This window comes from Ruminococcus sp. RTP21198st1_G1_RTP21198_201120 (assembly GCF_040924265.1).
Taxonomy (GTDB): domain Bacteria; phylum Bacillota; class Clostridia; order Oscillospirales; family Ruminococcaceae; genus Hominimerdicola; species Hominimerdicola aceti.
On the sequence record NZ_JBCOMH010000017.1, the window covers coordinates 16527 to 29582 of the forward strand.

General features: G+C 43.7%; 14 protein-coding genes. 7 read left to right on the forward strand and 7 right to left on the reverse strand.

Annotated elements, in window-relative coordinates; all coding sequences use genetic code 11:
* Window positions 1-127 precede the first annotated feature (127 nt).
* Window positions 128-1138 (reverse strand): UDP-glucose 4-epimerase GalE, encoded by a 1011-nt coding sequence (gene galE / locus AB5627_RS11285; RefSeq protein ID WP_038670643.1) that lies wholly within the window; start codon window positions 1136-1138, stop codon window positions 128-130.
* 170 nt (window positions 1139-1308) lie between these two features.
* Here galE and AB5627_RS11290 point away from each other — a divergent pair, with 170 nt between their 5' ends.
* From AB5627_RS11290 to AB5627_RS11310, 5 genes are all read left to right on the forward strand, one after another.
* The gene (locus AB5627_RS11290; protein ID WP_195249534.1) at window positions 1309-2178 is read left to right on the forward strand and encodes an AraC family transcriptional regulator; all 870 of its coding nucleotides are present in this window, start codon (window positions 1309-1311) and stop codon (window positions 2176-2178) included.
* A gap of 48 nt (window positions 2179-2226) precedes the next feature.
* Entirely contained in the window at window positions 2227-2811 is a 585-nt protein-coding gene (locus AB5627_RS11295) for a hypothetical protein (RefSeq protein ID WP_038670641.1), read from the forward strand.
* 78 nt (window positions 2812-2889) lie between these two features.
* A complete protein-coding gene (locus tag AB5627_RS11300; RefSeq protein WP_022286531.1) occupies window positions 2890-3837 on the forward strand; it encodes a glycosyltransferase family 2 protein in 948 nt (315 codons plus the stop codon).
* Window positions 3824-6772 carry a YfhO family protein gene (locus AB5627_RS11305; RefSeq protein ID WP_368369843.1) on the forward strand — a complete coding sequence of 983 codons (2949 nt, stop codon included), beginning with the start codon at window positions 3824-3826 and terminating at the stop codon, window positions 6770-6772. Before AB5627_RS11300 ends, AB5627_RS11305 begins: the two co-directional genes overlap by 14 nt.
* Before the next feature lie 132 nt (window positions 6773-6904).
* A complete protein-coding gene (locus AB5627_RS11310; protein ID WP_022286533.1) occupies window positions 6905-7726 on the forward strand; it encodes a zinc ribbon domain-containing protein in 822 nt (273 codons plus the stop codon).
* Window positions 7727-7801: 75 nt separating this feature from the next.
* Here AB5627_RS11310 and nrdD read toward each other — a convergent pair whose 3' ends face one another.
* The 3 genes from nrdD to AB5627_RS11325 all read right to left on the reverse strand — a co-directional run bounded on the left by nrdD (window position 7802) and on the right by AB5627_RS11325 (window position 9519).
* Window positions 7802-8092, reverse strand: a complete 291-nt coding sequence (gene nrdD, locus AB5627_RS11315; RefSeq protein ID WP_022286534.1) for an anaerobic ribonucleoside-triphosphate reductase — start codon at window positions 8090-8092, stop codon at window positions 7802-7804.
* 132 nt (window positions 8093-8224) lie between these two features.
* Complete coding sequence (locus AB5627_RS11320; RefSeq protein WP_181986022.1) at window positions 8225-8911, reverse strand: M48 family metallopeptidase; 687 nt, start codon at window positions 8909-8911, stop codon at window positions 8225-8227.
* A gap of 56 nt (window positions 8912-8967) precedes the next feature.
* On the reverse strand, window positions 8968-9519 hold the full coding sequence (locus AB5627_RS11325) for an SH3 domain-containing protein (RefSeq protein WP_022286536.1): 552 nt from the start codon (window positions 9517-9519) through the stop codon (window positions 8968-8970).
* 314 nt (window positions 9520-9833) lie between these two features.
* On the opposite strand from AB5627_RS11325, the gene AB5627_RS11330 reads away from it, so the two are divergent.
* Together AB5627_RS11330 and fliB are read left to right on the forward strand one after the other, a co-directional pair.
* Window positions 9834-10766: a hypothetical protein gene (locus AB5627_RS11330; RefSeq protein WP_022286537.1), complete on the forward strand. Its 933-nt coding sequence runs from the start codon at window positions 9834-9836 to the stop codon at window positions 10764-10766.
* Between the two features lie 101 nt (window positions 10767-10867).
* Window positions 10868-11971, forward strand: coding sequence for a flagellin lysine-N-methylase (gene fliB / locus AB5627_RS11335; RefSeq protein WP_022286538.1), 1104 nt, complete (start codon window positions 10868-10870; stop codon window positions 11969-11971).
* Here the strand turns inward: fliB and AB5627_RS11340 are convergent.
* Genes AB5627_RS11340 through AB5627_RS11350 form a run of 3 tightly spaced genes read right to left on the reverse strand, consistent with a single transcriptional unit; the run spans window position 11968 to window position 13042 of the window.
* Window positions 11968-12303: a hypothetical protein gene (locus tag AB5627_RS11340; RefSeq protein ID WP_022286539.1), complete on the reverse strand. Its 336-nt coding sequence runs from the start codon at window positions 12301-12303 to the stop codon at window positions 11968-11970. The two genes, fliB and AB5627_RS11340, sit on opposite strands and share 4 nt — an antisense overlap.
* Entirely contained in the window at window positions 12290-12742 is a 453-nt protein-coding gene (locus tag AB5627_RS11345) for a hypothetical protein (protein WP_022286540.1), read from the reverse strand. Before AB5627_RS11345 ends, AB5627_RS11340 begins: the two co-directional genes overlap by 14 nt.
* A 39-nt stretch (window positions 12743-12781) precedes the next feature.
* Complete coding sequence (locus tag AB5627_RS11350; protein WP_022286541.1) at window positions 12782-13042, reverse strand: hypothetical protein; 261 nt, start codon at window positions 13040-13042, stop codon at window positions 12782-12784.
* Window positions 13043-13056 lie beyond the last annotated feature (14 nt).

Sequence of the window (13056 nt, forward strand, 5' to 3'; positions counted from 1 at the left end):
CCGCTGAAAATATATTATCACTTACAGTGGGATTTTTTTGTCGCATTATCGTATGGGTGAAAAAAGCAGGAACACACTTTTTTGTGTGTCCCTGCCTAGGAAAATTATTATGTTCTATGCTTATGTATTAAAGTCCATTAGGATTATTCTTAATGAAGTTCCAGCTATCTGCTGTCATTTCATCAAGACCATATTGTGCTTCCCAGCCAAAGACCTTCTTTGCCTTTGCTGTATCAGCATAGCAGGTTGCGATATCGCCTGCACGTCTTGGCTTTACTACATATGGAAGCTTCTTTCCGCAGGCTTTTTCAAAGCTGTGAAGAACATCATAAACGCTTGAGCCTTTTCCTGTGCCGAGGTTTACGGCTTCAACACCCTTGTTTTCCATTACATACTTGACTGCGCAAAGGTGACCCTTAGCAAGGTCAACAACGTGGATATAATCTCTTACACCTGTTCCGTCAGGGGTATCGTAATCGTCACCAAACACACCGAGCTTTTCAAGCTTTCCTACTGCTACCTGACAGATGTAAGGAAGCAGATTGTTTGGTATACCGTTAGGGTCTTCACCGATAAGACCGCTCTTATGTGCGCCGATAGGGTTGAAGTATCTCAGAAGTGAAACTGACCAATCGTTGTCGGAAACATAAACATCTCTCAGTATCTGCTCTATCATTACCTTTGTATAGCCATAAGGGTTTGTTGCTGATGTAGGCATATCCTCCGTATATGGAGCTTTGTTTACAGGGCCGTAAACTGTTGCGGAAGATGAGAAAACTATCTTCTTACAGCCGTATTTTCTCATTGCCTTGATAAGCATGAGAGTGCCTGTGATGTTGTTGTGGTAATATTCAACAGGCTTCTGAACAGATTCGCCAACCGCTTTAAGACCTGCAAAATGTATAACAGCGTCTATCTTGTTTTCTTCAAATATCTTTTCGAGCGCTGCAAGGTCAAGAAGATCTGCCTCATAAAAAGCAAAGTCCTTGCCTGTTATCTTCTTTATTCTGTTAAGAGCCTCCGGCTTTGAGTTTGAAAAGTTATCAACTATAACTACTTCATAGCCTGCTTCAAGAAGCTCAACGCAGGTGTGGCTTCCGATAAATCCTGCTCCGCCTGTAACGAGTATTTTTGCCATATTCTTTACCTCCCAAATATGTCAGGTTTTTTCTTACACTTACATTATACCATATTTTCACGTTTTTGCAATACCATTTTTGTTTCAAACGCATGGATTTTTGTTGCAAAGAGAATAAAAATATGCTATCATATCTATAACAGACCATCTCACTGAAAGGATCACACAGAATGAATACAGACCGCCATTCCTTTAAATCAGATCAGACGGACGCACTTTCGCTGTCAGTATACAACGTGGGCTATGAAAAATGTCAGGGGCTTCACAGTTGGGGAAGCGGCGTTCGTGACCATTATCTTATCCACCACATCATAAGTGGCAAGGGCGTATACAAAACACCTCAAGGAGAGTATCACCTTAGCGCAGGGGACACTTTTCTCATTTACCCCTACACTGTTATAACATACACTGCCGACAAGAACGACCCATGGGAATACTACTGGGCAGGCTTCAACGGCTCTGACGCTGAATTTATCCTTGATCGTGCAGGCTTCACAAGAGAGTGTCCCGTTATCTCCGCAGACTTTGGAAGCGAGCTTAAAGACAGTCTTGAACGCATTTATCGTCTTAGTGGAAACAGAAGCTCAGATCTTGTGAAAATGACAGGTCAGCTTTACATCACGCTGGGCATTCTTATGGAACGCTCTGGAAGTCAAAGCCGTTCGGGGAGCACCGCAAAGGGATATGTCACAAAGGCGAAAAACTACATCGCACACAACTACACCCTTGGGATAGGGGTCGAGAATGCCACCGATTTCGTTGGCGTGAGCCGTGCCACGCTATATCGGGCTTTCATGGAATACGAGGGGATTTCTCCTGCACAGTATATAACTGATTTCCGTGTGAACGCCGCCTGCCGTTTGCTGGAAGAAACTGAGCTTCCTGTGTCGGCTGTGGCAAGGTCGGTAGGGTATAATGACAGCCTTTATTTTTCAAGGATATTCCACAAGACAAAGGGTGTGTCACCTACGGAATACAGGGCTGACGCTTTGTGTACAAAAGGTGAAAACAAGGCGTTTTCGGTTGACAAGGGTATATAAATGAGATATAATAAATAGGTATAATCAGCTACGAAAGGGTCTTAAACAATGAATTTCTTTATGGTCGGCTCGTTTTTCATGCTTTTCATGCTAAACGCAGGCTGGACTTCTAATTACGTTATAAAGCTTGTAGGCTTTTTATTTTTCGCAGTGGGAACGGCTGAGGCTGAAGAACGCACTGACGCTTTCGCACATCTTAAAAAGCCTGCTTACACTTCTTCCGCTATGTGCGCTCTTGCGGTGGTATGTCAGCTTCTATTGAAACTTCTCTCCCCTGCGGCAATGGCGGCGAACGTTATAAGCATTTTGCTGTCGGCGGCAACTGTCTATATGTCACTGAACCTTATGAGAATGTTCCTTGTGGCGCTTGACAGCCACAGAGAGCTTGTGGAAGACGTTTCAAACATTGTAAGGCTTCAGGGCAGTTTCAACAAGCTTGCTCTTATGACGTTTATTTACTTTGGGGGCGACCTGCTCAACAGGCTAATACCAATAGAGTTCGTCACCACCCTTGCAGGCGTTATTGCGGCAATAGCAAAGATACTTGTGTATATTTTCCTGCTCATCATGCTTTACAACTTCAACAAGCTGAGGACAGATTATGAAAAACGCCGTGAAAGAGAAAACAAATAAGGATATTTCAAGAACGTCATGTTCACAAATGGCGTTCTGTTTTGTGTATAAAGGCAACAAAGAATAGGAGAACGAAAAATGCTATCAATAATAATACCAAGCTATAACGAGGAGGGCAACGTTGCAAAATGTGCTTCTGTTGTTTCAAAGCTTCTCAGCGAAAACGGTATAGACTATGAGCTTGTTTTTGTAAACGACGGCTCAAAGGACAGAACATGGGATATAATCTCAAACCTTGCACGCAATGACGAGCATATCGTGGGCGTGAATTTTTCAAGGAATTTCGGCAAGGAGAGCGCAATTTTCGCAGGACTTGAAACTGCAAAGGGCGACGCTTGCGTTCTGCTGGACTGTGATTTGCAGTTCCCGCCTGAGGTCATAATCGAGATGTACAACATCTGGAAAAACAATGACGTTGACATTGTTGAGGGCAGAAAAAATTCCCGTGGAAAAGAAAACCCTGTATACAAGTTCTTTTCACTGTGGTTTTACAAGATGATAAACAAGTCAAGCGGACTTGACATGGAAGCGGCTTCCGATTTCAAGCTTCTTGACAGGGCTGTGGTAGATTCACTGAATGCAATGCCTGAAAGACTGACGTTTTTCAGAGCAATGTCAAGCTGGGTAGGCTACAAGACGGAGCGTGTATATTTTGACGTTGCTGACAGAGAGATAGGCGAATCAAAGTGGTCTGTAAAGGGGCTTTTCAAATTCGCCATAAACAGCATAACCTCTTTTACCTCTGCGCCTTTGCAGATAGTGACAGTATGCGGTGTTATAACCTTCATATTCTCAGTGATATTAGGACTTCATACCCTTATCAAAAAGCTTATCGGTGCGTCGGCGGTAGGATTTTCAACTGTCATAATCCTACAGCTTCTCACATCGAGTATAATAATGTTCAGTCTTGGAATAATAGGCTTTTATCTCTCCAAGATATACGAGGAGATAAAACAGCGACCTAGATACATAATCCGTGATATCATAAGAAAAGACGATGAGGAGAAAAAGAATGGAAAAGACTAAGACATCTCCCCTTTCATTTATAAAAAAATGGTGCTATGATAAGCGGCTGTACTTTTTGGTGTTTTTTCTGCCTGTGGCAATAATGTTTTCTGCCTATGCGTTTTTCAAGATACACCCTATCGGCGACAGCTCGGTGCTTGTGCTTGATTTGAACGGTCAGTATGTTTACTACTACGAGCAGTTCCGTGACGCTTTCCATGGCAACGGCAGTTTTATCTACAACTGGTCACGAAACCTCAGCGGAGAAATGTTCGGTGTGTTTGCATATTATCTTGCAAGTCCTTTTATGCTGATACTTGTGCTGCTGCCGAGAACGATGATGGCGACCTCTATCCTTATTTTACAGCTTGCAAAGATAGGCACGGCGGCTGTGACGTTCATGTTCTTCTTAAAAAAGATATCAGTGCAGAAGCCTAAGACTATCTCACTTATCATATTCCCTACCATGTATGCTCTTATGTCATACATGGTGGTACAACTTATGGACCCTATGTGGCTTGACGGACTTATCTATCTGCCGCTTATATGCTGGGGCGTTCACAGGCTCGTTGATGAGGGCAAGCTTGTACCTTATATAGTGCCGCTGGCGCTTATGTTCATTGCACATTTCTACATCGGCTATATGGTGGGGATTTTCACGTTTTTCTACTTCTGCTGGTACTGCCTTTCAAGAGAGGGCAGGATATTGCCAAAAAAGTTCTTCTCACGCTGTGTGGCTTTCGGTATCGGCACACTTGTTGCGCTTATGTGTGCGGCGTTCGTTCTTATAACCGTTTACAATTCTTTGAAGCTTGGCAAGTTTGAGTTCACTGACCCTGATTTCTCACTTGCAACGCAATTTGATTTCCTTACGTTCATAACAAAGCTTTTCCCAATGTCATATGACACTGTTTACCCTGAGGGTATGCCTATGATATACTGCGGAACGGCTGTATTGATACTTGTTCCGCTGTTCTTTATGAACGACAGGATAACAATGAAAGAAAAGACCTCTACAGGTCTGCTCACTTTCCTGCTTGTAATACTAATGTATATAAAGCCTGCGGACATGGCGATGCACGGCTTCCAAGTGCCGAACTGGCTGCCTTACAGATATTCTTTCATATTCTCATTCCTGATGATAGTAATGGCATTCAGGGCGTTTGAAAACCTCGAGGGCATAACTGCAAAGAACATCGGCGGAATTTTCTTCGGACTTATGGTGTTCCTCTTCTGGTGTGAGCGTGAGAACTACTCTCACTTCCAGCTTTTTGAAACAAAGACAAGCGAAACAGGCGACACCACAAACGTTATACAAGGCATATGGGTATCCATGATAGCTCTGGCGGCATATTTCGCACTTATCTATCTTATCAAGAAATATCCAAAATCAAAGGCTGTTTGTATCGTAATGGTAGGCGTTCTTGCGGTTGAGCTTTTTGCAAACAGCGCTGACACTATCGACAAGATAGACACTGACGTTGCATACAGCAAATACACCTCTTATGAACCTTACATGACGCAGACGAGAAACGCTGTGTCAATGATGAAGGAATATGACCCGTCGCTTTTCTACCGCATGGAGGCAACTTTCCACAGAACCGTAAACGACCCTATCGGAACAGGCTACAAAGGTATTTCACATTCAAGCTCAACGATGAACGCACCTGCCCTTATGATGCTCCACAAACTTGGATATGCTTACGGCGGTCACTACACAAAATATGACGGCACAACTTTCATGACGGACGCTCTGTTTGACATAAAATATCTTATGGACAAAACAGGCGACACCTCTTTTGTTGGCACAAGAGTTAAAGTTCCAGAGGAATACAAGCTCACAACAGAATACACTGAGGGCGACGCAACATATAAATTCTACAACAACCCTAACGCTCTTGGTCTTGGCATGGTATCTTCGCCTAGTATTGAGGACGTGTCACTTTCTGAAGATAATCCTTTTGAAAATCAGAACATGGTATTCAACGCGCTAGCAGGCACAACAAAGGAATATTTCACAAAGATACCTGTTATAAACAGCGAAATGGAGAACGTTTCTACATCTCAGCTCACTGACGGACACACGAAATACTTCCCTACAGACACTTCCATTGCAGAATGTCACATTGACTATGTTGTGAAAATGGATAAGGACTCATATCTTTATATGTATCTTCCAACCAAATATGAGCGTTCCTGCAACGTGTGGATACAGGACGAGGACGATTATATGGACGGCTCTGAGCCTATGGAATATGCAGGTCAGTTCTTTGTGGGCGACAATTATTCTATTATGAATCTTGGCAAATTCTATGAGGGGCAGGAGCTTCGCATACGCATAACGGTGGCAAATGACGATAACGAAGCTTACTGGAAAGACCAGCTTTTCTACACCTTTGATTATGACAGCTTTGCACAGACCTGCGCTGATATGCAGAAAAATGTGCTTGAGGTCACAAGCTTTAAGGACACTTATCTCGAAGGCGCTGTTAATGCTGAAAATGACGGCTCTGTACTGTTCACGACCATACCATACGAAAACGGCTGGACTATCACTGTGAACGGCAAAAAGGTGACGGCTGAAAAATCTCTTGACAGCCTTATAACTATCCCTTTGGAGCAGGGTGAAAACAAGATAACAATGAAGTTCTCACCTGACTATTGGAAGGTATCTCTTATCATAACGGGCTTCGGTGTTGCCCTGTTGGTGCTTATATTCCTGTTTGAATATAAGCGTGGAAAAGTCATGAAAAAGGTGCTTGCAAAAGCTAACTTTACGGCTGAGAGCAGTGAGGAAGCCACAACCCCTGTGATAAATGACACAACTGATACAACGGACGAGCCGCTGAGGATATACCGACCTGACAATGATGATGACGAAAAGCTTCGGCACATAAACGAGATGATGAAAAATATTCTCGGTGAGGACGAGGATAGCGGCAAAAACGATAAATAGCGACGGAAGTTGCGAAAAAAATCTATTGACAAGGCTTTTATAAAATAGTATTATAATAGGGACGGAAATTCTATCCGCCCCTATTTTTTCGGACAGCGGATAAAGACTTCACAAATGAAAGGACTAATCAAAATGGCAAAAAAGATCTACACCAAAAAGCTTACATATGCAGGAATGTCCCTGTGTCTGCTGAGTTTTTTCGCATTCATTCTCTCTACGGCAGGCGCACTGGCTGACCCTGTGGGAAAGCTCGTTTACAACAACGTTTTCACAAACAAGATAGACTTTTTGTTCACCCCCGACATTTTCGCTTATGTGAACACCTATGGTCTTTCATGCGCACTCGCCATATTCAGCCTTGTGGCGTTTTTCACATCTGCAAGAGCAAAGGGCAAGAAAAAGCTTGATGGTGCATTCGCAGGCTTTCTTATCCTTTTCCCGCTTGTTGTGATGATAACAAAGGGCATAATGATATACTATGTTACGGTAAAAGGTCACTTCTCAAACGCTATAACAATGGGCTATGACAATGACAAGTTCAGGGTAGCCCTTTCACTTGCTGATGATGTTCTGCCATTTATTGCGGCTTTCCTGCTTTTTATCGGTGGACTTGTTATTGCAGGCAGACTTATGGGCGAAGATTTCGCCGTTGAGATACCTGTTGCCGCAAAGACGCCTGACAATGCCCCTGCGCCTATCCCAATGACTACACCGCAAGAACAGAGTTTTGCTCAGCCTGATATGTCACAGTTCAGAAAGCCCGACAATGCCGAGCCTGTTATGTCACAGAGCGTAGTTGAGCCTGAGATACCACAACAGACTGAGCCTATAGAACCACCTACAGAAACGGCTGAACAGCCTGTTGAGCAGACCTCACCTGAAAAGTGTCCTCACTGTGGCTCAGAGCTGAAGAGCGGAGCCAAATTTTGCAGCGTTTGCGGAAACAAGGTCTAAAAAGCTACACCAATACACTTCCATAAAAAATACGGCATATGCCACTTTTTCGGTGACATATGCCGTGTTTCATTTTTACTGTTCTGATACGCTGTGGCTTACAAGACCATGCTTTACTCGGTCACGGACCTCCGCTCTCTTTGCGTCGTTAAATCTGTCGAGAGTTCCAACAAGATAGCCTGTTATTCTTCTTATACGCTGAAAAGGCACGTCTGCAAAGTGATAATCAACGTCAACAAAGTCGCCGTCTATTTTTAGGTCGATAGTCTGGATAGTCTTTTCAGGGTAAAGCTTCTGCGCCCTGTCGATATATGAATTTATCTCTGCCTGGGACATCTCCCCGCCTGTTACGTTCACATTTACCATTTTACATTACCTCCATTTTTCTTTGTTGTACATATTGTTGCCACAATAAAAGGATACCACAATATCTTGTACTTGTCAATAGTTAATACCTACAAAGCACATGAGTATATTTTGTAGGGTATGCCTGCATGGTCAGCCTTTCATTTCTTCTCTTATGCCTCGCCAATCGGGACAGAACTTGCCCACCAAAGCCCAGAAATCCTTGCTGTGATCCATAAAGACCAAGTGGCAAAGCTCGTGGAGGCAGACATAATCAATGCACTCTCTGCGGAAAACGATAAGCTTTGAGTTTATGGAAATATGCCTGTTTGAGATACATCTTCCCCAGCTTGCTGTCAGCGGTTTTATTGTGACCTTTTCAGGCACAAGCCCTGTGGAGGCAGACATTTTCTGCATGCTTTTTGTTATCTCCGCCACTGTGAGATCGTTTATGAACTTGGTGGTCTGCTCTTTTACATAGGTCGTGTCGCTGGTCTTGTTCACGGCAATGAGAAGCTTGCCGTCCTCTATCTTGGGAGAAAAATACTTATCAGCTTGAACAAGGGTCAGGGTAAGCTCGTTCCCCAAAAGTCTGAGCCTTTCGCCATCACAGAAATCTTTCGGCAGACCCACCGACGCCTTGTTTTTTTGCTCTTTTATCCAGCCCAGATTGTTATTAATAAAGCTTTCAAGCTGCTGCTTTGAACAACCGTAAGGCACACGCACTGTCAAAGTGCCGTCACGCATACCCATATTAAGGCGACTTCTTTTGGCAACGTCAAGGACAAAGTCTATGCGCTCTCCGTTTTTATCCTCGATAAAAGTATTATATTTCGGCACTTCAAAGCCCCCATATCCAAAAACGCCGCACATTCTTTTGTGCGGCGCTGTATTTTTTACCACTGTACTGCTATAGAGCTGTCTGTTGTAAGATAATCCTTATAAATATATCCTGTGAGTGGACCGTCTATGTTCATGAAATTTATCTTCACATATCCGTTATCCTCATATTCAAGAACGTTTACCTGAACGCCCGGTGACATACAAACGATATTCTCAGCGTCATTATCAGGTGCCACATGAAGATAAGCATACTCTGTGACATACATTACCTCAAGCACATCTGTCTGGCTAGACTCGTCGCTGGACACATCTGTTACCGCACCGCTTTCGTCCACACTGCTGTTATCAGTAACGGACGTATCCGCAGGGGCGGTGCTGTTCACTGGCTCAGCCACAGACTCATTTGTATTTATGGTGGCAGTATTTATACCCTTTGGCACTTCTGAACTATTGCTTGCAAAAAGCCCCTTGGCAAGCAGAAGTATCACGCACAGCACAAATATGCCCACAACTATTATTGCGACAACGCTCGCCGTATTTCCCGAAGCCTTGCGGGAAACGTTATTCTTGTTATTATCCATATATTGCACGGCACAAGCCGTCACATTTCGCCTCCTTTTGCAGGAACACACCTGCACACCTGCAAACAAAGCACAGGTACATAAACATATTATAATATTTTTTATCATCAATGTCAATGACAGTTTAATTACAATATTGTCACATTTCACTCTTTAAGCCCTATTCTTGAGATATTTGCCATATTTGCACCGATATTTTGACATTATAGCCAAATAGGCGTTTACTAATTTGATTAAAATACATATTAACAGAATCAACAAAATGTGATATAATGAGTTTTAAGGGCGTGCCTTGGGAGGCGTTGCCCTTATAGTATAAAAGCAAGGGGGGCAGGAAGTTGCATAAAAAAATTATCTGCGGTGCATTGTCTGCTGCAATGTTCCTGACCCTTTTTTCAGCCTGCGGTCGATCTGAAGAGAGCGTGGTCAATACTAAAAACTCTTCGTTTATGGAACAAGAGGAAGTCGTTGACAGCCCTGCAAAGATATTTTTCTCGGCATGGAACGGCAGTGAGATAACCGCTGACACGGCTAAAGAGCATGGTATGATTTTCATGGACTCTTCAGAAGAAAGCGATATGCGCTGGGCTGAGTTCTGCGAGTGCGTAAAAAGCGGCACTGAGGCTGAGATAACAGTATGCACAAGCACGCAGGTGATACATGCTGAAAGCTCTTTGGAGGGGGACAGCGGTGTTCTTACCATAGAATCTGAGGACTTTTCTGAGGGCAGCATGAAGCTTTTCTCAAAAAATCTTTCTGCCGACAGCCTTTACAGCGTTTGTGAAAACGGATTGACGGTATATTACGCAGGAAGCAACAAGCTTTATCAGACAGAGAATGTAACAAGTGAGCTTACAGACGTTCCTTTTGAGCAAAAGATATACAAGTGCAGCAGTGAAGCCAACATGACATTCCCCTATCAAAAAATGTTTTCAAATTATGATGATTTCAATGAATATTATTTGAAATACAATGGTGAGCTGCAAATTCAGGAAATGAAAAAGGATATGGAAGCTTTTGAAAACGAAGGCGGCTTCAACAACCATGTTATTTTTCTAAAAGGAGAGCTTTCGGGATATGAGCATATCGACTACAAAGCAGTAAGGGCGGTCAAGGACAAGGATTCCCTTTTCATATATGTGGCTAAAGAGATACCTGAGAACAAGGCAGGGGCGACTTCAAAACGGCAGATAACTGTTACAGTGCCGTCAGAGTATCTTGACGAGATAAGCCCCAAAAACATAAAATGGATAGTTTTCACACAAGAGTGACAAAAGGCGGACAAGGTGTCTGCCTTTTTTTTATTCTGAAAGTTGACAGATAAAAGCATTAGTATTATAATAAGGTCAACACCTCATAAGGAGATATTTATATGAAGCTTTTTTACCCTGAGATATTTGATGAATTTGTCTGCACAGGCTCGCAGTGTTCTGACAACTGCTGTATGACCGATTGGGATATCGAGATAGACGAGGACACCTACGGCTTTTACAAAAAGCTTGACAATGATATAGGCAGGAAGTTTGTGAACTCAGTTACAGAAGACGAGGGCGTGAAATATCTTGTCCACTGTGACGGAAAATGCCCTATGCTCAACGAAAAGGGGCTTTGCTCTGTTCAGCTTGCTTACGGTGAGGAAAACATCTCAGACATATGCCGTGAACACCCGAGGTTTTACGAGTGGTTTGGAGATTACAAGGAGGCAGGCGTGGGACTTGCCTGCGAAGAAGCTGTGAGAATGTATCTTTCTGATGATGAGCCTGTAAGGTTTTTTACCAAAGAGATAGATGAAGAGCCTGACGACCTTGAGTTCGATCCCCAGCTTCTTGAAACCATGCTTTTTGCACGGACGGCTTTCATTGACCTGCTTCAAAACAGGGAATATTCTCTCCATGACAGGCTTGTGAACGTTCTTTCAGCGTCAGCGGAGATACAATATGCTCTTGACGAAGAGGATACAGAGGAGATAAAAGCCATTGCCCAGAAGCTTTCCCACCCTGAGATAATTGCAGAGCGTGTGGAGAGCTTGAAAAAGGCTTTTCCTGAAAAGCCTTTGGAAAATGCCGAAAATATGCTTTTATATCTTGAACGTCTTGACTTTATAGGCGACATTCTCCCACAGCAGATAAAGGACGCAAGCCGCTTTGTGAAAAAGCTTTCCGCACCCTTAAAGGCTCAGACGAGCGGCGAGTACGAAAAGCTTGCGGTGTATTTTGTATACAGATATTTTCTTAAAGCTGTGAGAGATTTCGACCTGCTGTCAAAAATAAAGGCTATGATAGTGTTCGTTTTTGCCGCAGAGGTCATAAACCTCAGTCGTGAGCAGGACGCTCCCGCACGCTTTGAAACCGTCAAGGAGCTTTGCAAGGAGATAGAATACTCAGGTGACAACATGGATAGGATATATGACGACAGCTATCTTTCCGATATTTTCTCCGATATTTCTATGCTTGCACTTCTTGAATGGACGCTTTAGAGAAGAAGGTAACCAAGCGCCAGAAGAAGCTTTATGTCTGCGCCCTGCTTGTATAATATGTAAATAAGCAGACCGATAAGGGCTTTTTCCTCGTCTATCTTTATATCGCCTAAATTCCCCCCAAGCAGACCGCTCAAAAGCGAACTGCTCTGAGGGGCTTTTTGTGGGCTATGAACATTCTGAGTGCGAGGGGTTTCCTCTGCTTTAGGTGATGCAGGCTCGCTATCAGGGCTTACGCCCACAATGCTTCGTGAACGCCTTTGCATTTCTCTCACACGGCGAATGGCTTCCTCCTGCATGGTGGTGAAATTATTGTCATCAGAATAAGCCAAGCAGATCACCTCCCAGAAGTCCGCTTTCTTTCAGTGCGGGATACACCGCAAAAAGCTTGAATATTTTTATGAGCCTGTCTATTTTCGCCTGATTTTCTTCTTTCAGCAGAGGTCGCAGAGCAAGAAGAAGCTGGATATTTTTATCGGGCTTTGAAGCCGACTGCATAATGCTTTGTATCTTCATAAGCTTTGCAATATCAAGCCCCCCTGTCTGTGTCGCTTGCGCAGGCTTGCTTTCCTCAGGAGGAGAAACGCCGCCTAGGCTTTGGAGAAGCTGAGAAAAGTCCATGTTCCGGGGGCTTTGTGGAGCTTCGCTCTGACCGCCCTGTTCTCCCTGTCCGCCGTTATCCGCCGTGAGCATATCCGCAAGCTCCTTTATCTGTTTCATGCTTTCCTCGTCATTAAGCACATTCTGTATTTTGTTCATCAGATCGTCCAATTATTTCACCGCCTGTTCAAGCTTTTGCCCTGTAAAATACTATTTTCCCTGAAGCTTTTTGAATATCGCCCTTGCCTGTGGTGAGGACAATATTTTCTCGGCAGTTTTCGGATCTGACAAAGCCTTTTGAAGCATCATAGCCTCGTTTTGTGGCATACCCTGAAGCGCCCTGTCATAAACTCCGCTTTCAAGCTGACCTTTCAGCACATCAGGAGTAGTGCCTAGCTTTCTTGAAGCCACTGCAAGAAGCGCCTGCATGGCTTTTGGATCCATAGAATTGAAGCTGTTTTTTGCGCTCATAAAAAATTCTCCTT

Coding starts and splice junctions, on each gene's coding strand:
- AB5627_RS11310 (WP_022286533.1), top strand. CDS start 6,905: ATGGCAAAAAAGATCTACACCAAAAAGCTTACATATGCAGGAATGTCC.
- nrdD (WP_022286534.1), bottom strand. CDS start 8,092: ATGGTAAATGTGAACGTAACAGGCGGGGAGATGTCCCAGGCAGAGATA.
- fliB (WP_022286538.1), top strand. CDS start 10,868: ATGAAGCTTTTTTACCCTGAGATATTTGATGAATTTGTCTGCACAGGC.
- AB5627_RS11305 (WP_368369843.1), top strand. CDS start 3,824: ATGGAAAAGACTAAGACATCTCCCCTTTCATTTATAAAAAAATGGTGC.
- AB5627_RS11295 (WP_038670641.1), top strand. CDS start 2,227: ATGAATTTCTTTATGGTCGGCTCGTTTTTCATGCTTTTCATGCTAAAC.
- AB5627_RS11350 (WP_022286541.1), bottom strand. CDS start 13,042: ATGAGCGCAAAAAACAGCTTCAATTCTATGGATCCAAAAGCCATGCAG.
- AB5627_RS11290 (WP_195249534.1), top strand. CDS start 1,309: ATGAATACAGACCGCCATTCCTTTAAATCAGATCAGACGGACGCACTT.
- AB5627_RS11300 (WP_022286531.1), top strand. CDS start 2,890: ATGCTATCAATAATAATACCAAGCTATAACGAGGAGGGCAACGTTGCA.
- galE (WP_038670643.1), bottom strand. CDS start 1,138: ATGGCAAAAATACTCGTTACAGGCGGAGCAGGATTTATCGGAAGCCAC.